The organism is Herbaspirillum sp. WKF16, assembly GCF_028993615.1.
Lineage (GTDB): Bacteria > Pseudomonadota > Gammaproteobacteria > Burkholderiales > Burkholderiaceae_D > Herbaspirillum.
On the sequence record NZ_CP118632.1, the window covers coordinates 2,559,899 to 2,579,054 of the forward strand.

At 68.1% G+C, this 19,156-nt stretch carries 19 protein-coding genes; 15 read left to right on the plus strand and 4 right to left on the minus strand.

What is annotated here, in order from left to right:
• The first annotated feature begins 209 nt into the window (after positions 1-209).
• The 4 genes from Herbaro_RS11695 to Herbaro_RS11710 all read left to right on the plus strand — a co-directional run bounded on the left by Herbaro_RS11695 (position 210) and on the right by Herbaro_RS11710 (position 3,379).
• Positions 210-1,019, plus strand: a complete 810-nt coding sequence (locus tag Herbaro_RS11695) for a lysozyme inhibitor LprI family protein (RefSeq protein WP_275009802.1) — start codon at positions 210-212, stop codon at positions 1,017-1,019.
• A 154-nt stretch (positions 1,020-1,173) separates the two neighbouring features.
• Positions 1,174-1,686 (plus strand): sigma-70 family RNA polymerase sigma factor, encoded by a 513-nt coding sequence (locus Herbaro_RS11700; RefSeq protein WP_275009803.1) that lies wholly within the window; start codon positions 1,174-1,176, stop codon positions 1,684-1,686.
• Complete coding sequence (locus Herbaro_RS11705) at positions 1,683-2,447, plus strand: anti-sigma factor family protein (protein WP_275009804.1); 765 nt, start codon at positions 1,683-1,685, stop codon at positions 2,445-2,447. The genes Herbaro_RS11700 and Herbaro_RS11705 overlap by 4 nt, the downstream gene beginning before the upstream one ends.
• Before the next feature lie 140 nt (positions 2,448-2,587).
• On the plus strand, positions 2,588-3,379 hold the full coding sequence (locus Herbaro_RS11710; RefSeq protein ID WP_275009805.1) for an alpha/beta fold hydrolase: 792 nt from the start codon (positions 2,588-2,590) through the stop codon (positions 3,377-3,379).
• A gap of 10 nt (positions 3,380-3,389) precedes the next feature.
• Here Herbaro_RS11710 and Herbaro_RS11715 read toward each other — a convergent pair whose 3' ends face one another.
• Positions 3,390-4,781: an aminotransferase-like domain-containing protein gene (locus Herbaro_RS11715; RefSeq protein ID WP_275009806.1), complete on the minus strand. Its 1,392-nt coding sequence runs from the start codon at positions 4,779-4,781 to the stop codon at positions 3,390-3,392.
• A gap of 195 nt (positions 4,782-4,976) precedes the next feature.
• Here Herbaro_RS11715 and Herbaro_RS11720 point away from each other — a divergent pair, with 195 nt between their 5' ends.
• A complete protein-coding gene (locus Herbaro_RS11720; protein ID WP_275009807.1) occupies positions 4,977-5,699 on the plus strand; it encodes an alpha/beta fold hydrolase in 723 nt (240 codons plus the stop codon).
• 3 nt (positions 5,700-5,702) lie between these two features.
• On the opposite strand, the gene Herbaro_RS11725 is transcribed toward Herbaro_RS11720, so the two are convergent.
• Positions 5,703-6,446 carry an SDR family oxidoreductase gene (locus Herbaro_RS11725; protein ID WP_275009808.1) on the minus strand — a complete coding sequence of 248 codons (744 nt, stop codon included), beginning with the start codon at positions 6,444-6,446 and terminating at the stop codon, positions 5,703-5,705.
• A 99-nt stretch (positions 6,447-6,545) separates the two neighbouring features.
• Between Herbaro_RS11725 and Herbaro_RS11730 the strand changes: the two genes are divergently transcribed.
• Positions 6,546-7,484 (plus strand): AraC family transcriptional regulator, encoded by a 939-nt coding sequence (locus Herbaro_RS11730; RefSeq protein WP_275009809.1) that lies wholly within the window; start codon positions 6,546-6,548, stop codon positions 7,482-7,484.
• A 12-nt stretch (positions 7,485-7,496) separates the two neighbouring features.
• Here the strand turns inward: Herbaro_RS11730 and Herbaro_RS11735 are convergent, their stop codons facing one another.
• Entirely contained in the window at positions 7,497-8,891 is a 1,395-nt protein-coding gene (locus Herbaro_RS11735) for an aminotransferase-like domain-containing protein (RefSeq protein ID WP_275009810.1), read from the minus strand.
• Between the two features lie 443 nt (positions 8,892-9,334).
• Here Herbaro_RS11735 and Herbaro_RS11740 point away from each other — a divergent pair, with 443 nt between their 5' ends.
• From Herbaro_RS11740 to prpE, 9 genes are read left to right on the plus strand one after another with little or no spacing between them, the layout of a single operon-like run.
• Positions 9,335-9,817 carry an MSMEG_0572/Sll0783 family nitrogen starvation response protein gene (locus Herbaro_RS11740; RefSeq protein ID WP_275009811.1) on the plus strand — a complete coding sequence of 161 codons (483 nt, stop codon included), beginning with the start codon at positions 9,335-9,337 and terminating at the stop codon, positions 9,815-9,817.
• Positions 9,818-9,834: 17 nt separating this feature from the next.
• Positions 9,835-10,917: a Nit6803 family nitrilase gene (locus Herbaro_RS11745; RefSeq protein ID WP_275009812.1), complete on the plus strand. Its 1,083-nt coding sequence runs from the start codon at positions 9,835-9,837 to the stop codon at positions 10,915-10,917.
• On the plus strand, positions 10,829-11,956 hold the full coding sequence (locus tag Herbaro_RS11750) for an MSMEG_0568 family radical SAM protein (RefSeq protein WP_275009813.1): 1,128 nt from the start codon (positions 10,829-10,831) through the stop codon (positions 11,954-11,956). Before Herbaro_RS11745 ends, Herbaro_RS11750 begins: the two co-directional genes overlap by 89 nt.
• Positions 11,957-11,958: 2 nt before the next feature.
• Positions 11,959-12,525, plus strand: a complete 567-nt coding sequence (locus tag Herbaro_RS11755) for an MSMEG_0567/Sll0786 family nitrogen starvation N-acetyltransferase (protein WP_275009814.1) — start codon at positions 11,959-11,961, stop codon at positions 12,523-12,525.
• Positions 12,522-13,529, plus strand: coding sequence for a sll0787 family AIR synthase-like protein (locus Herbaro_RS11760; protein ID WP_275009815.1), 1,008 nt, complete (start codon positions 12,522-12,524; stop codon positions 13,527-13,529). Before Herbaro_RS11755 ends, Herbaro_RS11760 begins: the two co-directional genes overlap by 4 nt.
• Positions 13,526-14,728 carry an MSMEG_0565 family glycosyltransferase gene (locus tag Herbaro_RS11765; RefSeq protein WP_275009816.1) on the plus strand — a complete coding sequence of 401 codons (1,203 nt, stop codon included), beginning with the start codon at positions 13,526-13,528 and terminating at the stop codon, positions 14,726-14,728. The genes Herbaro_RS11760 and Herbaro_RS11765 overlap by 4 nt, the downstream gene beginning before the upstream one ends.
• Entirely contained in the window at positions 14,721-15,008 is a 288-nt protein-coding gene (locus Herbaro_RS11770; RefSeq protein WP_275009817.1) for an MSMEG_0570 family nitrogen starvation response protein, read from the plus strand. Before Herbaro_RS11765 ends, Herbaro_RS11770 begins: the two co-directional genes overlap by 8 nt.
• 36 nt (positions 15,009-15,044) lie before the next feature.
• Complete coding sequence (locus Herbaro_RS11775; RefSeq protein WP_275009818.1) at positions 15,045-16,328, plus strand: MSMEG_0569 family flavin-dependent oxidoreductase; 1,284 nt, start codon at positions 15,045-15,047, stop codon at positions 16,326-16,328.
• Positions 16,329-16,342: 14 nt separating this feature from the next.
• Entirely contained in the window at positions 16,343-18,295 is a 1,953-nt protein-coding gene (prpE, locus tag Herbaro_RS11780) for a propionate--CoA ligase (protein ID WP_275009819.1), read from the plus strand.
• 27 nt (positions 18,296-18,322) lie between these two features.
• Here prpE and Herbaro_RS11785 read toward each other — a convergent pair whose 3' ends face one another.
• Entirely contained in the window at positions 18,323-18,964 is a 642-nt protein-coding gene (locus Herbaro_RS11785) for a GntR family transcriptional regulator (RefSeq protein ID WP_275009820.1), read from the minus strand.
• Between the last annotated feature and the right edge of the window lie 192 nt (positions 18,965-19,156).

A 19,156-nucleotide genomic window follows, 5' to 3' on the forward strand; every position in this document is an offset into this window, starting at 1 on the left:
CATGGTCTCCGTCGTCGCGGAAAACGCGATTTTACTTGGATGCCGGCGGCGTCGCCGGATCGCTCGCGGGGCGCGAATGTAAAGAGCCCCGAACACGCTTTTTCAGCTGTAAATTTTTTCCAAAAAAAACCTCTCTTCTTGTCGTTTTGGGCTGCCCGGGGCGATGCGAAGCTTGCGTCCATCGCATCGCAGCAACATCGGAGAACACCATGAAGATCGCCCGCCAGCCCCGTCTTTCCTCGTTTTGCGCGGCGGCCTTCGCGGCCGGATTGCTGGCGCACGCGCCCTCCTTCGGCGCCAGCTTCGACTGCGCCCGCGCCGGCGCGGCCAACGAAAAGATCATCTGCGGCGATGCCGAGCTCTCCGCGCTGGACGACCGCCTCGGCAAGGCCTTCCGCCAGGCGCGCCAGCGCGCGGCCGACCGCCGCGCCTTCACCACCGAGTCCGACAGGCAATGGCGCTGGCGCGAGCAGAACTGCCGCGACCGCGCCTGCCTGCTGGATTGGTACCGGCGCCGCCAGACCGAGCTGGACGCGCTGGCCGGCGGCTCCATCGCCGAGGCCGCGCGCCTGCCGGCCCAGCCGGTGACGACAGCCGCCGCGGCCGTCCCCGCGCCCGCCCTGGCGCAAACCGAGCCGGTCGCCGCGCCGTTGCACTTGCGCCTCAGCAGCGCGCAGATCGCCGGGGTCGCTCCCGAAGGCGCCACGCCCTGGCCGCACTATGTGCGTGTGGAGCAAGGGCAATATTTCTATGCCGATCCGCAGGGCGGCGCCAAGGACGCCATGGCGGCGGTGCGCTACTACGGCATCGAGAACGGCCAGTACATCCTGGAGGTCAACCGCGGCAATGCCGTGCTGCGCTACACCTGCAGCGCCGACTGCACTTACATCGGCCAGCTGGCGCTGCCGGGCGACGTCGAGAAGGACATGGTCATCGTCAGGAACGACCGCAGCTCGCTGCCTTCGCTGATCGTCAACGACGCCGTCAACGGCCTGCTGGCGCAATCGGCCGTGCGCTGAGCGCATCCCGCCGCCGCCTTTTCCATCCTTCCGCCGCCCCACTTCCCCGGGGCGGCATAAAATCTTCACCTCGGCGGGAATAAACCCCGCGCCCGTTCGTTTTACCGGCATAACGCAACACGACGCGCCATTGCGGCGCCTGATGACGATTGCCATGAGCCAAGATTTCACCGATGACGACCTGCGCGAACTGCTGCCGCGGCTGCGGCGCTTCGCCTGTTCGCTCACGCGTAACGAGAGCAGCGCCGACGACCTGGTGCAGTCCTGCCTGGAGCGCGCGCTGTCCCGACGCGAACGCCGCGCCGAGGGCGACCTGCGGGCCTGGTTGTTCCAGATCATGTATCGCCGCTTCATCGACGGCGAACGGCGCGCCAAGCGTTATGCCGGCCTGCTCTCGTTGTTCTCGTCGCGCGAGGAGGCGCTGGCGCCCTCGCCCGAGGACATCGCCCTCTCGCGCGCCGCGCTGGACGATTTCTCGCGCCTGCAGCCGGAGCAGCGCGCCCTGTTGCTGCTGGTGTCGGTCGAGGGCCTGAGCTACCAGGAGGCCGCCACGACGCTGGAAATTCCCATCGGCACCGTGATGTCGCGCCTCTCGCGCGCACGCCGCGCGCTGCGCGACCTCAACGAAGGCGCCGTCGCCGCGCCCAACCTGCGGATCATGAAATGAACAGTCCCCTGCCCACCGAACATGAGCTGCAAGCCTATGCCGACGGCCAGCTCGATCCGGCGCTGCGCCAGAGCGTGGAGCGCCATCTCGCCGCGCACCCGGAGGCGGCCCGCCACGTGGAAACGCTCAAGGCCGAAGCCCAGCGCCTGCGCGCCGCGCTGGAGAACGTCCCGGCTTCGCCGACGCCGGCCCGGCTCGACCCGTTCCGCATCCGCCGCGAACTGCGTTCGCGCAGCCGGCGCCACTGGGGCATCGCCGCCTCGCTGCTGCTGACGCTCTCGCTGGGCGCACTGGGCGGCTGGCAATGGCGCGACCTCGACATGCGCAAGACCTACCTGCCGATGGCCGACGCCACCCAGGCTTACCGGATGTTCGCCGGCGCCCGGCAGGCGTCGATGGTGGATGTGCGCGACGACGACCCGCGCCAGCTGCAGCAATGGCTCGACCGCAACTTCGTGCAGGCCGCGCCGCTGCCCGATTTCAGCGCCTACGGCTTCAAACCGGTCGGCGGCCGCCTGATGGCCAGCGACAAGGGGCCGGCGGCGATGGTGGTCTACCAGAACGGCCAGGGCCAGGCCATCGTCTACTACCTGCGCCCGCCGGGCGAGCTGTTCAACTTCGGCAGCGGCAACCGGCGCGACGGCAAGCTGCTCACGCAGTACTGGCGGCAAGGCCGCTACTTCTATGCGGTGGTGAGCCCCGACTCGCCAGAGACGCTGCCGCTGCAGCGCGCGGTGGAGCCCGGCAGGCCGCTCTCCTAGGCACTCCCGACAAACCCCTGATGCACGCATCTCCCGCCCTGATCGGGGCGGCGGGCGGCGCTCGTCCCGACGCGACGAACGCCGCCTGAAACGACCGATCGTCCCACCCGCAACACTCCATCATCCAACGAGGAAACATCATGATCAAACGCCAATTCCTGAAGACCCTGATCGCCACCGCAACCGCCGCCGCGGCATTGAGCCTGGCGCCCGGCGCCATGGCCCAGGACGCCAAGGCGCCCGCCATCCGCAACGTCGTGCTGGTGCATGGCGCCTATGCCGACGGCTCCTGCTGGACCGACGTCATCGAACGCCTGCAGAAGGCCGGCCTGCACGTGACGGCGGTGCAAAACCCGCTGTCTTCGCTGGCCGACGACGTCGAAGCCACCAAGCGCATCCTGGCCCTGCAGGACGGCCCGACCATCCTGGTCGGCCACTCGTGGGCCGGCACCGTGATCAGCGAGGCCGGCAACGACGCCAAGGTCGCGGGACTGGTGTATGTGGCGGCGCGCGCGCCGGATGCGGGCGAGGACTACGGCGCGCTGGCCGCCAGGTTCCCGGCGCCGCCGGCCTCGGCCGGGCTGGTCAAGGCCAACGGCTTCGCCCAGTTGAGCGAGCAGGCCTTCGTGCGCGACTTCGCCGGCGATGTCGACCCGGTCAAGGCGCGCGCGCTGTCGGCGGTGCAAGGCCGCATCTCGGAGACGCTGTTCGCCGGGCGCACCACCCAGGCCGCATGGCGCAGCAAGCCGACCTGGTATGCCGTCTCGACCAACGACCGCACGACTTCGCCCGAGCTGGAGCGTTTCCTGGCCGCGCGCATGAAGGCCAAGACCATCGAGGTGGCCTCGTCGCACGTGTCGATGCTGTCGCATCCCGACGAGATCGCCAACCTGATCCTGGAGGCGGCCAACAACGTCCCCGCCAGGCAGTAAGACCGGCGGCTCAGACCACCACTTCGCGCTGGCCGCGGCGGTGGGCCAGTTCGGCCAGCCGCCGCAGCGCATTGACCAGCTCGAAGCGGCTGCGCGAGCGGCCCAGCGAGATGCGGATGTATGCCTGCGCGCCGGGAGCGTCTTCCGGCGCCACCCGGAACGCCGCGTGCGACACCACGTTGAGGCCTTCCACGCGCGCCCTCTGCACGAAGTCGGGGCCGCGCCAGTGCGAAGGCAGCGCCTTCCAGAGGTGGATGCCGCCGGACTCCGCCAGCTTGCTGTCGCCCAGCGTGCGATGCGCCAGCTCCAGGCGCGCCCAGGCTTCGGTGCGTATGCCTTCCAGCAGCGAGGCGGCGGTGCCGTCGTGTATCCACTGCGTGGAGAGCGCGCTCATCAGCGGCGTCGACATCAGCACGAAGGAGCGCAGCGCGCCCAGCACCTCCTCCTGCGGCATCAGCTCGGGCATCACCACGTAAGCGGTGCGCAAGCCCGGCAGCAGGCACTTCGACAGGGTCGAGACATAGAACACGTGGCGCGGCGCGTAGTGCGCCAGCGGCCTGGGCGGCTGCGGGCTGAACAGCCAGTAGGGATCGTCCTCGATGATGCGCAGGTCCAGCTTCTGCGCAACCGCCGCCAGCTCGGCGCGGCGCAGCGCCGGCATGGTGTGGGTGGTGGGGTTCTGCAGCGTCGGGTTGAGGTAGACCAGCCGCGCCTGGTGCTTCTTGACCATCATTTCCAGCGCATCCGGCAGCATGCCGTCGCGGTCGGTGTCGACCGCCGCCACCCGGCGCTCCAGCTGCGCGGCCGCCGTCAGCAGGCCGGGATAGGCCAAGGGTTCGGCCAGGATCGTCTCGCCCGGCCGGGTCTGCGACAGGATCAGCGCCGCCAGCGCCGACTGCGCGCCGGGGCAAGCCAATATCCTCTCCTCGTCCACCGCGCCCAGCATCGGCGCCATCCACATGGCGCCGGCCGCGCGGTCGGCGCTGCTGCCGCCGCCCAGGTGGTAGGTCATCAGCAGGTCGACGTCGCTGTGGATCAGCACTTGCGACACGCCCTGGCGCAGCAAGTCGTCGAGATCGATGCCGGCCGGCGGCGGCGGGATGTTCATCGACAGGTCGATCACCTGCGTCAGGTCCACCCGCGGCGCCGCGATGAAGGTGCCGGCGGCGCCGCGCGCCTCCAGCAGGTTGCGTCGGCGCGCCTCGGTGTAGGCGCGCGTCACCGTGGTCAGGTCCACGCCCAGGCGCTCCGCCAGCAGGCGCTGGGGCGGCAGCCGGTCGCCCGCCTTCAGGCGCTCGTCGGAGATCGCGTGCTCCATGAATCCCACGATCTGCAGGTAGCGCGGACCGCCGTCGGCGGTGAATCCGCTGATCCACTCCAATGCGATGTCTCCTCGTCCCATGTGACTGTCCCGATGTTGTGAAGATGGCGGATGTACGGACTTTGTCCGGATTGTTCGGCCACATTCCGGATGCTAGTATGGATTCAATTAAAACACAAATCCATACATTTTCCGACCGGAAGATCATGGCGCCGACACCGGCATCGCGCCCATGGCGCGCATCAACGAATAAAGGGAAAGGTAAAGGGAAACGCCATGGCCAACTTCCTGCTCGTCCACGGCCCCTGGCAGGGGAAGTGGATATGGCCCGCGGTCAGCGCCGAGCTGACCATGCGCGGCCACGAGGTGTATGCCATCGACCTGCCCGGTAGCGGCGACGACGCCACGCCGCTGGGCGAGGTCACGCTGGCCATGCATGCCGATGCCATCGTGCGCGCGGTCAAGGCCATCGGCAAGCGGGTCACGCTGGTGGGCCACGGCATGGGCGGCATCGCCGTCAGCGCTGGCGCCGAGCAGGCGGCCGACAGCCTGGCGCGCATCATCTACATGTGCGCCTTCGTGCCGGGCAACGGCGATTCATTGGTCTCGCTGTCGGCGCTGACGCCGCCGCGCCGGATATCGCCGGTGGAGATGGATGGCGACAACCAGGTTGCCAACACCCGTCCCTCCTCGCGCGTGGACGCCTTCATGCACGACGCGCCGCACGCGGTGGCATCCTGGGCCGCGCCGCGCTTCGGCCCGCAGGCCGTCGCGCCCATGGTCACGCCGGTGGCGTTGACCGAGGAGCGCTACGGCAAGGTGCCCAAGAGCTACATCGTCTGCACCCGCGACCGCGCCATCGACCCGATGCTGCAACGGGCGATGGCGGCGCGCTCGGGCTGCGGGCGCATCAAGGAACTCGACAGCGGCCACTCGCCCTTCCTCTCGCGCCCCACCGAGACCGCCGAGATGCTGCACCGGCTGGTCACCGAAGTCTGAAGCTCAGGCTGCCGCCGCCCAGGCGACAGCGTCTTCGCCGGCCGGGATGCGCACCGGCGAAGACGCATCGGTGGCGGCGCGCCAGACGGCTTCGGCCACATCGTGCGCATAGGTCACCTGCGAATCGTCCTTGAAGTTCTCGAACACGGCCGCCGCGATGCCGGCATAGGCCTCGGGAATCGTCCCCTCCATGCGCGAACCCGCGTTCTCCGCAAAGCGGGTGCTCGGCGAACGCCCGGGCAGCACCACGCGGGCGCGCACGCCGAACGGCGCCAGCTCCAGCGCCAGCGATTCGGTAAAGCCGTTCACCGCGGCCTTGCTGGCGGTGTACACGGCCAGCAGCGACAGCGACTTTAGCGTCACGCTGGAAGTGACGTTGACCACCACGCCCGAATTGCGCTCGCGCATCTGCGGCAGCACCGCCTGCGTCATGGCGATGGTGCCGAAGGTATTGGTCTCGAAGATCTCGCGCACCCGTTCCATCGTGATCGCCTCCACCGCCCCCAGCAGGCCGATGCCGGCGTTGTTGACCAGCACGTCGATCGGGCCGGCGGCCGCGATCGCGGCCTGGATGCTGCCGGCGTCGGCCACGTCCAGCGGCAGGATGCGCAGCTTCGGCGAGGCCGGCAGCAGGTCGTGACGCGGCGTGCGCATGGTGGCGACCACGTTCCAGTCGCGTTCGAGGAAATACTTGGCGATCTCCAGGCCGAAGCCGGACGAGCAGCCGGTGATGAGGATAGTGTTCATGGGAATTCCTTTGGGTGGGTTGCGATGTAGGGAGCATAGATGCCCGCATCAGGACTTGCTACAATCAAAAGTCCATTTTTCTTTAGCAATAGTCCAATCATGACCGAAGCCGTCGACCCGCTCGCCGAGGTAGTCGCGCTGCTGCAGCCGGCGGCGCGCTTCAACAAGTCGGTCTCCGGCGCCGGCCCCTGGCGGGTGCAGCGCACCGAGCCCGGGCAGTCCTTCTACGGCGCCATCGTCGAGGGCGCCTGCCGCCTGTTGGTCGACGGCATGGAGCCGATCATCCTGCGCGCCGGCGACTTCATCCTGATCCCCTCCGTGTACGGCTTCGCCATGGCCAGCCTGCAGGACCCGGCCGGCGTCGAGATCAGCGAGGACAATCCGCCGCCGCAATTGCCGGGCGGCGAATATCGGTTGGGCACGGTGGAGGCCGAGGCCGAGGTGCGCTTCCTGGTGGGGCATTGCGTGTTCGGCTCGCCCGACTCGTCCTTGCTGGTGTCGCTGTTGCCCAGGCTGGTGCTGGTGCGCGGCGAACCGCGCCTGGCAACGCTGGTGCGGCTGGTGAGCGAGGAATTCCGGGCGCAGCGCCCGGCGCGCGAGATGATCATGGCGCGCTTGCTGGAGGTATTGCTGATCGAAGCCCTGCGCTCTGGGTCGGGTTTCGGTCCCGAGGCCTCGCCCGGCCTGTTGCGCGGACTTGCCGACGCGCGCCTGGCGCAGGCGCTGCGGCGCATGCACCAGGATCCGGCCCAGGCCTGGAGCGTGGAGCGGCTGGCGAAGCAAGCGGCGCTGTCGCGCTCGGCCTTCTTCGAGCGCTTCCGCCGGGAAGTCGGCGTGGCGCCGATGGAATACCTGCTGGCCTGGCGCATGGCGCTGGCCAAGAACCTGCTGCTGCGTCAGCAAGCCGGTGTCGCCGAAGTGGCGCAGCAGGTCGGCTACAGCTCGGCCAGCACCTTCAGCGTGGCCTTCGGCCGGCATGTGGGGATGCCGCCGTCGCGTTATGTGCAGGAGCGCTTGCAACCGACGCAGGCGGCCTGAAGCCGCCCCTTGCTATACCACTGCGGGCATGACCGGCGGCGGCTGCCTCAAGGTATCCCGGATCAGCTCCAGCGCATGCTGGATATCCTCGCGATTGGCGACGCCGCCGATGCAGACCCGCACCGCCTCGGGCGGCTGGTTGGACACGGCGAAGGCGGAGCTGTCCACGACACCGATGCCGGACGCGCGCATCTGCGCGGCAAACGCCTTGGCCTGCCACGCGCCTTGCAACTTGATCCACAGGTGAAAGGCCTCCGGCACCGAGTCGTAACTGTGCTCGGGCAGGATACGCGCCGCCATCTTCTGGCGCGCCATCGATTCCTTGCGGATATTGGCCAGCGCCAGGTCGGCCACGCCGTCGCGGATCCAGCGCGTCGCCAGCGCCGATGTAATCGGCGAGGCCATCACCGTGGTCGCGCGCAGCGAGGCGGCCAGGCGCGCCGCGTACTGGTCGTCCGGCGCCACCATATAGGCGATGCGCAAGCCGGCGCCTACGCTCTTTGCCAGCCCGGTCACGTAGAAGGTCACATCCGGCCCGATGCTGGCGATGGCCGGCGGCGCCGCCCGCGGCAGGAAGCCGTAGGCGTCATCCTCGATGAGCGCCACCTCGTAGTGGCGCGCGATATCCACCAGGGCCTGCCGGCGCGACAGCGAGGTCGTCAGCGTGGTCGGGTTGAGCAATGTCGGGTTGCAATAGAGAGCCTTGGGCGCGTACTGGGCGCATGCACCGGCAAAGGCCACGGCATCGATGCCTTCGTTGTCCATCGGCAGTCCCACCAGCTTGATGCCGAGTTGGCCGGCCAGCGCGCGCAGGCCGGGATAAGTGATGTCTTCGCAGCACAGCACGCCGCCGGGCCCAACCATCATGGTCAGGATCGCCAGCAAGGCGCACTGTGCTCCTGGAACCACCAGCACCCGTTCCGGCTCCACCGCCATGCCGCGCCGGCGCAGCCACAGCGCCCCGGCCTCCCGATCCTCGACCGAACCGCCGAAGTCCTGATAGCGCATCAGGTCGCGCAGCCTGCCGTTGACGTGGGCCCAACCATCTTGCATCAGCGCAAGCAATTCGGGCGACTCCGGTTCCGGAGGCATGTTCATCGACATATCGACGTTGGGCCGCCCTTCAGTCACCCGTGGAATGCGCGGGCGCCGCTTGCCGCATACGAAGGTGCCGCGTCCCACCACCGAATCGACCAGGCCGCGACGGTGAGCTTCCGCATAGGCGCGAGCGACGGTGGTGAAGTCCAGGCCCAGCGCCTCGGCCAGCCTGCGCTGCGGCGGCAGCCGCTGCTCCGCTTGCAGCTGGCCGGTAGCCACGTCCTCGGCAATCGCGTTGGCGATGGCGAGGTAGGCCGGGCCGCCGCCCTTCTTCAATTTGGGCATCCACATATTGGCGCTCTTGGGCATGGCGATTCCTTCATGAGAATCCACAGCATTGACTGCATTCATATCCACGATTGAATGCAATTCGCGTTCCATGCAATCGCGCCCCGGCAAGCACTCTCGCGCACCGGTTTACACCAGCGACAGGCACTTGTCCGCACCATCCGAAAACACGCCGCCACATCAGGGTGCGCGCGACTTCCGGCGATTGTATGGAGCGATTGAATGGATCCCCGAAAAACCGCTGAAAGGCGCTTGCCGCCGGCCCTCCGGCGAAGCCGCAAGCCATCGGCATGGGCGTCCTGGCCAACGGAATTGACAGGATTTTTTTGCAGTCAATTTGCCCGTTCCTGCCGTTTGCTTGGCACGCCCGATGCATTCAATGCCGGCGTCGCAGCAACGCAGCCGCGGCCTCTTGCCGCCACGGCAAGCAGCAGACATCACTACCAACCGAGAGGAGTAACACCATGCCCGCAGTGACCAAAGCAGCCCATGCCCCCGGCGACTTCCTGGTGGATTACGAAGAGAAGGTATTTGAAGACGTCAAGGCCGAGCCGGGCGAGAAAGCGCTGGTGACCTTCCACACCGTGGCCTTCGAAGGTTCGATCGGCTTCGTCAACCTGCTGCAGGCCACTCGCCTCAAGCGCAAGGGCTTCGAAACCTCGATCCTGCTGTATGGCCCTGGCGTGACGCTGGGCGTGCAACGCGGCTTCCCGACCCTGGGCGACGAGGCGTTCCCGGGTCACCAGAACTTCAACAAGCAGATCGTCAAGTTCATGGAAGAAGGCGGCAAGGTCTACGCCTGCCGCTTCGCGTTGCAGGCGCTGTACGGCCACGGCGAGCCGTCGCTGATCCCCGGCATCCGTCCGATCAACCCGCTCGACGTGCTGGACCTGGTGCTGCTGCATCGCCGCGACAACGCCTTCATCCTCGACACCTGGACGCTCTAAGCGAAGCGGCGGCGACCATGGCGAACGACAAGAGAACGGTACGGGCGGCGGCGGTGCAGATCGCGCCCGACCTCGACAGCGCAGACGGCACCGTAGCCAAGGTGTGCCGGGCCATCGCCGATGCCGCCGCCCAGGGCGCGCAGCTGGTGGTGTTCCCGGAGACCTTCGTGCCGTACTACCCGTACTTCTCCTTTGTGAGGCCGCCCTACGCTTCCGGGCCGGAACACCTGCTGCTCTATGAACGCGCGGTGCAGGTGCCCGGCCCGGTAACGCAGGCCGTCTCCGCTGCGGCGCGCCAGCATGGGACGGTGGTCGTGCTGGGGGTGAACGAGCGCGACCACGGCACGCTGTACAACACCCAGCTGGTGTTCGATGCCGACGGCGAACTGGTGCTCAAGCGACGCAAGATCACGCCGACTTATCACGAGCGCATGATCTGGGGCCAGGGCGACGGCAGCGGCCTCAAGGTAACCGACACCGCCGTCGGTCGCCTGGGCGCGCTGGCATGTTGGGAGCACTACAACCCGCTGGCGCGTTACAGCCTGATGGCGCAGCACGAGGAAATCCACTGCGCGCAATTCCCCGGCTCCATGGTCGGCCAGATATTCGCCGACCAGATGGAGGTGACGATACGCCACCACGCGCTGGAGTCGGGCTGCTTCGTGGTCAACGCCACCGGCTGGCTGAGCGATGCCCAGATCGCCGCGATCGAACCCGATCCGGCCGCGCAAAAGGCGCTGCGCGGCGGCTGCTGCACCGCCATCGTCTCGCCGGAGGGCAAGCTGCTGGGCGAGCCGCTGCGCAGCGGCGAAGGCATCCTGGTGGCCGATCTCGATATGGAACTGGTCACCAAGCGCAAGCGCATGATGGATTCGGTCGGCCACTACGCGCGCCCCGAGCTGCTGCACCTCGTGCTGGATGATCGCCGCGCCTCCCCCATGACATCCCTGTTCCCTGCCGACACGGCGGGATCTCTATCCGCCGTCACCCCCAATCACGCGAGGTTCCCTCATGCAGACAGCCACCATCCAATTGCATCCCAAGCGAAACACCCCGACGGAACTGATCTCGGAACTGCAATCCCTCGGGCTGCGCCTTGATGCACCGGGCGCCGGCGCGCAGAGCCGACGCGGCGGCGCCGGCCCGTCCGACCACAAGGCCGTGACGGTGGACGGCCACACCGTGATGATCCCGGTGCATACCGCCGGCTCCTGGTCCTCTCCTTATGTGGCCACGCAGCCGGGCGCCGACGGCGCCGCGCGCATCCTGCGCGACGGCGTCGAGGTCGGCGTGGTGTCTTTCCCGCGCCAGCCGCGCTTCTACGGAATGCAAACCTTCGACGGTATCCCCTACGGCAAGATCGCCACGCTGCACGGCGCTGACGTGCTGGCGACGACGGTGCTGCAAAGCTGCATCCGCTATGAAAGCCGCCGCAAGTCCTGCCAGTTCTGCGCCATCGGCCAGTCGCTGGCCGCCGGACGCACCATCCTGCGCAAGACGCCCGAGCAGTTGGGCGAAGTGGCGCGGGCGGCGGTGCTGCTGGATGGCGTAAAGCACATGGTGATGACCACCGGCACCCCCAACGCCACCGACCGCGGCGCGCAGATCCTGTGCGAGAGCGCATTCGGCGTGAAGTCGGCGGTCGACCTGCCGATCCAGGGCCAGTGCGAGCCGCCCGACGACGACGCCTGGTTCCGCCGCATGCGCGACGCCGGCATCGATACGCTCGGCATGCACCTGGAAGCGGTCACCCCCGAAGTGCGCCGCCGCATCATGCCCGGCAAGGCGACGGTCCCGGTGGAGCGCTACTTCGAGGCCTTCGCTGCGGCAGTGGACGTCTTCGGCAAGGGCCAGGTCAGCACCTACATCCTGGCCGGCCTGGGCGACAGCCCGGAGACCATCCTGGAAGCCAGCGAGAGGCTCATCGCGCTGGGCGTCTATCCCTTCGTGGTGCCGTTCGTGCCTATATCCGGCACGCCGCTGGAAGACCATCCTTCGCCCGACGCCGGTTACATGCGCGCCCTGCTCTCGCCGCTGGCGGCGATGCTGGAAGCGGCCGGCATGCGCTCCGGCGACGCCAAGGCCGGTTGCGGCAAATGCGGCGCCTGCTCCTCGCTGTCGTCCTTCGAAAGGAAATGATCATGGCTGAACTCGCCGACAAGATCGCCCTCGCGGCGCAAGAGACGCCCGCGCAGGCGGTGCGCATCAAGCTGGCGCTGGGCAAATGGGAGCGCGAAGAAGCGCGCCGCCTGCGACGCGACGTCTTCTGCGCCGAGCAAGGCATCTTCCGCGACGACGACACCGATGAGATCGACGCCATCGCCATGCCCATCGTGGCGGTGCTGGAGGCCGCCGACGGCAGCCGCGAAGTGGTCGGCACCGTGCGTATCCATGAGCCCGCCCCGGGCGTATGGCACGGTTCGCGCCTGGCGGTGGCGCAGCATGCGCGCCGCATCGGTTCGATCGGCAGCGGCCTGATCAGGCTGGCCGTATCAACCGCCCACGCCCACGGCTGCCACACCTTCCTGGCCCAGGTACAAAGCCAGAATGCGCCGCTGTTCCGGCGGCTGCACTGGAACACTTTGTCCGAAATCGAGATCCACGGCCGTCCGCACCACGTGATGCAGGCCGAGCTGCCTTTCTACCCGCCCATCAGCGACGGCGACGTTGGCTTCCTCGTGGGCAGGCGAGAAGGAGCGCGTTCATGAGGACGGACGACGCGCCCCTGGACCTGGCCGGCATCGTCCAGGCCCTGCGCGCCTCGCGCGGCATCGCCCATAAGCGCGACATCGACGAGGTCATGCAGACCCTGCACCCGGCTTTGCCGGTGCAGCACCAGGGCAGCACCATCGCGATGGGCGACGACTGCGCCGCCATTCCCGACGGCGACGGCTACCTGCTGTTCGCCATCGAGGGTTTCCTCAACGAATTCGTCGACCAGCAGCCGTGGTTCGCCGGCTATTGCGGCGTGATGGTCAACGTCAGCGACATCTATGCGATGGGCGGCCGCCCGGCAGCGGTGGTCGATGCGCTCTGGAGCCGCGGCGGCGAAGCTGCCCGTCCGGTGCTGGAGGGCTTGCGCGAGGGATCGCGCGTGTACGGCGTACCGCTGGTGGGCGGCCACAGCAACCGCCGCAACGATCGCGAACAGCTGTCGGTCGCCATCGTCGGCCGCGCCAAGCGGCTGCTGACCAGCTTCGACGCGCAAGCCGGGCATCACCTGGTGGCGGCGATCGACCTGCGCGGCCGCTTCCAGGAACCCTACGCCTACTGGAACGCCAGTTCCGGCGCGCCCGCCGAGCGCCTGCGCGGCGACCTTGAACTGCTGCCGGCGATCGCCGAAGGCGGCCTCTCGCCCTCGGCCAAGGATATCAGTATGGCCGGCGTGGTCGGCACCGCGCTGATGTTGCTGGAATGTTCGGACAAGGGCGCGACGATCAACCTGGACGCCATACCGCGCCCGCCCGGCGTGGACTTCCTGCGCTGGCTGACGGCCTTCCCCAGCTACGGCTTCCTGCTCAGCGTGGCCGACACCGACCTGCCCGAGGTGCTGCGGCGCTTCGATACGCGCGGCATCGCCTGCGCTGCCATCGGCCGCATCGACGACAGCCGCGAGGTGCGCCTGTCCATGCAAGGCCGCGAGCTGCCGTTCTGGAACTTCGCCGACGAGGCGCTGATCGGCTGCGGCCCACGTCGGGAAGGCACGACATGAACACGCTCGCCGCTCCCGGGAAAGCCCCCCTCAGGATCGCCATGCTGACCCATTCGGTCAATCCGCGCGGCGGCGTGGTGCATGCGCTGCAGTTGTCCGAATCCTTGCAGGCGCTGGGCCACCAGGTCACGCTGTTCGCGCCGGATGCCCGCGGCCGCGGCCTGTTCCGGCAAGCTTCGTGCGCCTTTCACGCAATTCCCGGGCCGGCGCATACCGCCGACGTGGCCGACATGGTGCGCCAGCGCATCGCCGACTACCTGCGCTGCTTCGAACGTCCCGGGATGGATTGCTTCGACATCTGGCATGCGCAGGATTCGATCAGCGCCAACGCCATGGCCACCCTGGCCGAACGCGGCGCGATCCCCGGCTACGTGCGTACGGTGCACCACCTGGACACCTTCGAGGATCCGCGCCTGCACGCCTGGCAGGAACGCGGCTATCGCCGGGCAAGCCGGCTGCTGTGCGTGAGCCGCATGTGGCAGGACATCCTGTGGCGTGAACACGGCCTGCGCAGCGAGCTGGTGGGCAACGGCGTCGATGCCGCGCGCTACTCGCCGCAGCCATCGCCGCGCGACGCCGCGTTGCGCGCCCAGGCCGGCTTGCATGGCGCGCCGCTGCTGCTGGCCGTGGGCGGCATCGAACCGCGCAAGAACACGCTGGGCATCCTGCGCGCCTTCCTGCGACTGCATCGGGTGCGGCCCGCCGCGCGGCTGGTGATCGCCGGCGGCGCCAGCGTGCTCGACCACCAGGACTACCGGCATCGCTTCGATGCCGAATTGTCGGCCGCGGCGCTGGCGCCCGGGACGGTGCGCATCCTGGGGCAAGTCGACGATGCCGACATGCCTCCGCTGATGCGCTGCGCCGACGCGCTGGTCTTTCCTTCGCTCAAGGAAGGCTTTGGCCTGGTGGCGCTGGAGGCGATGGCCTGCGGTATTCCGGCCGTGGTGCCGCGCATCGCCCCCTTCACTGAACACCTGGACGGAAGCTGCTGCGCCTGGGCCGATCCGGAAGATCCGGCATCCATCGCCGCCGCCATGGCGCATGCCTGCGACCCGGCCGTGCGCACCGGGCTGATCGCGGCCGGCAGGGAGGTCGCGGCGCGCTTCACCTGGATGAAATCGGCGCTGCGCCACCAGGACATCTATCACACATTCCGCCGCGACCAGGCGGCCCACGCAAAAGAGGAAAGCCATGCCTGAAATGCACTTCCGCGTCCGCTGGCCGGACGACACGGTCACCGACTGCTATTCCCCCTCCCTGGTGGTGAAGGAGCACCTGGAAGCCGGCCGCCGCTATCGGCTGGCCGAGTTCGTCGAGCGCAGCGCCACCGCGCTCAATATCGGCAGCGAGCGGGTGCGCCAGAAATACGGCTTTGCCTGCTCGTCGGCCATGGACCAGTTGCGCCGCATCGAAGAGACCGCCGCGCGCTTCGAGGGCGCCGCCGATGCGCAAGTGCTGGTCGAATCCTTCGCGCCCTGAAACGCCGTCCCGCCCCCATACTGACAAAGGAAGAACATGAACACACCAACCCCGGGCGCGCCGCGCCATCACAGCGTGATCATCATCGGCGGCGGCCAGGCCGGCCTGTCGGCCAGCTGGTACCTGAAAGACGCTGGCATCGACCATCTGGTGCTGGAAAAGCACCGTATCGGGCACGCCTGGCGCAGCGAACGCTGGGACACCTTCTGCCTGGTGACCCCCAACTGGCAATGCACCCTGCCGGGCTACCCCTATCGCGGCAGCGATCCCCACGGCTTCATGAAAAAGGACGAGATCGTGGAATACATCGACGGTTTCGCCGCCAGCTTCGCGCCGCCGGTGCGCGAAGGCGTGACCGTCAGCAAGCTGTGGCGCGAGGGGGCGCTCTGGCGCATCACCGGCAGCGACGGCGAATACTCGGCCGACCAGGTGGTGGTGGCGGTGGGCGGCTATCACATTCCGGTGGTGCCGCGCGCGGCCGAGAAGCTGCCCCCAGGGATCGCGCAGATCCATTCCAGCGACTATCTCAATCCGGAGTCGCTGCCCGAAGGCGAAGTGCTGGTGGTGGGCACGGGCCAATCCGGCTGCCAGATCGCCGAGGACCTGCACCTGGCCGGCCGGCGCGTGCACTTGTGCGTGGGCGATGCGCCGCGCGTGGCGCGCGCCTATCGCGGGCGCGACGTGGTGGAGTGGCTGGACAAGATGAAGTACTACGACCTGCCGGTAGATCGCCATCCCCTGGGCACCGGGGTGCGCGAGAAGACCAACCACTATGTCACCGGCCGCGACGGCGGACGCGACATCGACCTGCGCAAGTTCGCGCTGGAAGGCATGCAACTCTATGGCCGCTTCGACGGCATCGACGATGGCGTGGCACAGTTCGGCGCCGGGCTGCGGGGCTATCTCGACGACGCCGACGCGGTTTCGGAAAGCATCAAGGACAGCATCGACAAATTCATCGCCGCCAACGGCATCGAGGCGCCGCACGAGGCACGCTACGCGCCGGTATGGCAACCGGCCTCCGACGCCCCGCAGCGGCTCGACCTGCGCGCCTCGGCAATCTCGGCGGTAGTCTGGTGCATCGGTTTTCGCACCGACTTCAGCTGGATAGCCGAGCCCATCTTCGACGGCCGCGGCTATCCCGGCCATGAGCGCGGCGTCACCGCTGCGCCGGGCCTGTACTTCCTTGGATTGCCATGGCAATACACCTGGGGTTCGGGCCGTTTCTCGGGTATCGCGCGCGACGCCCACTACCTGTTCGAACACATTGCAGCGCTGCGCGCACGCTCCGGCCAGGCCGAGCTGTCGCAAGCGGCCTGAAGCGCGCCGTCGCCATGTCCCCCGCACCTGCACCGATCGACGCCGCCGCTTCCGCCTATGGACGGCTGATCGCCAATTCGCAAGAGGATCCGGCCGGTTTCTGGGCAGAGCAAGCGCGCCGCATCGAGTGGGAGCGTCCTTTCGACCAGGTGCTCGACGACAGCCGGGCTCCCTTTCCACGCTGGTTTGCTGGCGGCCGCACCAATCTCTGCCACAACGCCGTGGATCGCCATCTGGACGAACGCGGCGAGCAGGCCGCACTGATCTTCGTCTCCGGCGAAACCGGAACGGAGCGGATCCTGAGCTACCGCCAGCTGCATCGCGAGGTCAATGCCATGGCCGCCATCATGCTGGAGCTGGGCGTGCAACGCGGCGACCGCGTACTGACCTACCTTCCCATGGTGGCCGAGGCCGCCATCGCCATGCTGGCATGCGCACGCATCGGCGCCGTGCACTCGGTGGTGTTCGGCGGATTCGCCCCGGCCAGCCTGGCCGCGCGCATCGCCGATGCGCAGCCGTCCCTGGTGATTTGCGCCGACGCTGGATTCCAGAACGGGGTGCTGACGGGATACAAGGACTGGATCGACCAGGCCATCTCATTGGCGCAGGCGGAGTGTCCGGTGCTGGTGGTCGATCGCGGCCTCCTGCCCTGGCCGGCCACGCCCGGTCGCGACCACTGCTATGCCGAGATGCGCGCGCGCCACGTCCTGGCCGACGTGCCCTGCGCCTGGCTGGAATCAAACGAGCCCTCCTACCTGCTCTACACCTCCGGCACCACCGGCAGCCCCAAGGGCGTCCAACGCGATACCGGCGGCCACGCGGTAGCGCTGGCAACATCGATGGCGCTGCTGTTCCAGGCCAGCGCAGGCGACACCATCTTCACCACCTCCGACCTGGGCTGGGTAGTCGGCCACAGCTACGGGGTCTATGCGCCGCTGCTGGCCGGCATGAGCAGCGTACTCTACGAAGGTTCGCCGCTGCGCCCTGACGCCGGCGCCTGGTGGCGGCTGGCAGAGACATACCGGGTCGACCTGATGTTGTCGTCGGCCACTGCCATGCGGCTGTTCAAGCGCGGCGGCCGGCACGCCGCCGACGCCGACCTGTCGAGGCTGCGTTGCCTGTTCCTGGCGGGCGAGCCGCTGGACGAACCGACCGCAGCCTGGATCGAAGAGACGCTGGGCAAGCCGGTGATCGATCACTACTGGCAGACCGAGACCGGCACGCCGGTAGTCGGATTGCCGCTCACCGACCTGGACGGCCGCACGCCCCTGCGCCGCAGCCGCGGCTCGCCGGGGCTGGCCGCGGCCGGTTACCGGCTGGAGGTGCTAGACGAAGAAAGCGGCTTGCCCTGCGCCGCCGGCGCCAAGGGCCTGCTGATGGCGCGCGGCATGCTGCCGCCCGGTTGCTTTTCCACCCTGTGGCGGCGCGACGAGGAGTTCCTGCGCATCTACTGGAGCCGCGCCGGCGATCACTGGCGCTACGCGACTTTCGATTGGGCCTGCGTGGATGAGGATGGGCACCTGCGTGTCCTGGGCCGCGCCGACGACGTCATCAACGTGGCCGGCAAACGCATCGGCACGCGAGAGATCGAGGAGGTGCTGCTGGACGACAATGCCGTGGCCGAGGCTGCTGTGGTGGGCATGCCGCATGCCCTGCGCGGCCAGGTTCCGGTCGCCTTCGTGGTGCCGCGCATCGCCGGCGCGCATGGGCCGCACGAGCTCGGGCCGAGGCTGGCCCAGGCGGTCGCCGCCGCCCTGGGTTCGCTGGCGCGGCCGCGCAAGGTGGTGCTGGTGCGGGCCTTGCCGCGCACGCGCTCGGGCAAGGTGCTGCGCCGGCTGATGCGCGAGTTGATGGCCGGCGTGCCGGCCGCTGAGCTGGGCGCCGACGAGCTGCGGTCGATCATGGAAGACATGGGACGCGCGTTCGCCGCTGCGGCGCGGGAAGCGACGCTCCCGGGAACCGGCTGAGGGCGATCCGAACGCCGTGCTTCCCGCTCACGAAAGCTTGAAGCCGACCCGCTCCATCGTCCCGATATGCATGCTCAACAACTGCAGCGCGCGCTCGATCTTCTTCTCCTTGAGGGCATCGATGATCAGCAGGTGGTCGTGGTCGGAGCGCGGCTGCCAGCCGCGTTTCATGCCGGTGGAAAACAGGTAGCGCGAGTTGGTCAGCTGCAGTTGCGCCAACACCGCCAGCAGGCGCGGCATGCCGCATTCGCTGGAGAGGATGTCGTGGAACAAGTTGTTGGCGGCGTCCCACTCGGCCAGCGAGGCGGCTTGCGAGCAGGCCTCGTGCGCCTGCTCCAGGCGACCGATGTGCAGCGAGGAAAAGCGCGGCGCGCCATGCTTCAGGGCCAGCAATTCCAGCGACGCGCGCATCACCACGTTTTCCTTGACGATGACCGGATCGAGCACGGTCACCCGCACGCCGCGACGCGGCAAGGCGACTGCCAACCCTTGCGCCTCCAGCCGTCGGAACGCCTCGCGCACCGGCACGTGGCTGGATTGGAATTCCTGCGCGATGTGATCCTGCTTCAGCGCCGCGCCGCCGGCGATTTCACCGCGCACGATGCGCATGCGCAGGGTGTCGGCGATGCGTTCGACGATCGTCGCCGAGGCGTTCTTTGAGGCGCTCATTTTATAGATAATCTATGATAAAACTTATTGTTGAATGAAAAAGCACGAAGATAGAATCCGCCGAAGCAGAATTTTAAGCTTTTCAAACCTTGCTTTGGATTTTATCTATGAGCCTGAGCGCCATCACCTTCCACGGCCGAGCCGCCGTTTCCTCCCCGGCCACTGCCGCCACCGCCGCATCGACTGACGACT

Bases quoted from the DNA above. Each gene is read 5' to 3' on its own strand.
- Herbaro_RS11695 (WP_275009802.1), top strand. From the start codon at position 210: ATGAAGATCGCCCGCCAGCCCCGTCTTTCCTCGTTTTGCGCGGCGGCC.
- Herbaro_RS11700 (WP_275009803.1), top strand. From the start codon at position 1,174: ATGAGCCAAGATTTCACCGATGACGACCTGCGCGAACTGCTGCCGCGG.
- Herbaro_RS11705 (WP_275009804.1), top strand. From the start codon at position 1,683: ATGAACAGTCCCCTGCCCACCGAACATGAGCTGCAAGCCTATGCCGAC.
- Herbaro_RS11710 (WP_275009805.1), top strand. From the start codon at position 2,588: ATGATCAAACGCCAATTCCTGAAGACCCTGATCGCCACCGCAACCGCC.
- Herbaro_RS11715 (WP_275009806.1), bottom strand. From the start codon at position 4,781: ATGGGACGAGGAGACATCGCATTGGAGTGGATCAGCGGATTCACCGCC.
- Herbaro_RS11720 (WP_275009807.1), top strand. From the start codon at position 4,977: ATGGCCAACTTCCTGCTCGTCCACGGCCCCTGGCAGGGGAAGTGGATA.
- Herbaro_RS11725 (WP_275009808.1), bottom strand. From the start codon at position 6,446: ATGAACACTATCCTCATCACCGGCTGCTCGTCCGGCTTCGGCCTGGAG.
- Herbaro_RS11730 (WP_275009809.1), top strand. From the start codon at position 6,546: ATGACCGAAGCCGTCGACCCGCTCGCCGAGGTAGTCGCGCTGCTGCAG.
- Herbaro_RS11735 (WP_275009810.1), bottom strand. From the start codon at position 8,891: ATGCCCAAGAGCGCCAATATGTGGATGCCCAAATTGAAGAAGGGCGGC.
- Herbaro_RS11740 (WP_275009811.1), top strand. From the start codon at position 9,335: ATGCCCGCAGTGACCAAAGCAGCCCATGCCCCCGGCGACTTCCTGGTG.
- Herbaro_RS11745 (WP_275009812.1), top strand. From the start codon at position 9,835: ATGGCGAACGACAAGAGAACGGTACGGGCGGCGGCGGTGCAGATCGCG.
- Herbaro_RS11750 (WP_275009813.1), top strand. From the start codon at position 10,829: ATGCAGACAGCCACCATCCAATTGCATCCCAAGCGAAACACCCCGACG.
- Herbaro_RS11755 (WP_275009814.1), top strand. From the start codon at position 11,959: ATGGCTGAACTCGCCGACAAGATCGCCCTCGCGGCGCAAGAGACGCCC.
- Herbaro_RS11760 (WP_275009815.1), top strand. From the start codon at position 12,522: ATGAGGACGGACGACGCGCCCCTGGACCTGGCCGGCATCGTCCAGGCC.
- Herbaro_RS11765 (WP_275009816.1), top strand. From the start codon at position 13,526: ATGAACACGCTCGCCGCTCCCGGGAAAGCCCCCCTCAGGATCGCCATG.
- Herbaro_RS11770 (WP_275009817.1), top strand. From the start codon at position 14,721: ATGCCTGAAATGCACTTCCGCGTCCGCTGGCCGGACGACACGGTCACC.
- Herbaro_RS11775 (WP_275009818.1), top strand. From the start codon at position 15,045: ATGAACACACCAACCCCGGGCGCGCCGCGCCATCACAGCGTGATCATC.
- prpE (WP_275009819.1), top strand. From the start codon at position 16,343: ATGTCCCCCGCACCTGCACCGATCGACGCCGCCGCTTCCGCCTATGGA.
- Herbaro_RS11785 (WP_275009820.1), bottom strand. From the start codon at position 18,964: ATGAGCGCCTCAAAGAACGCCTCGGCGACGATCGTCGAACGCATCGCC.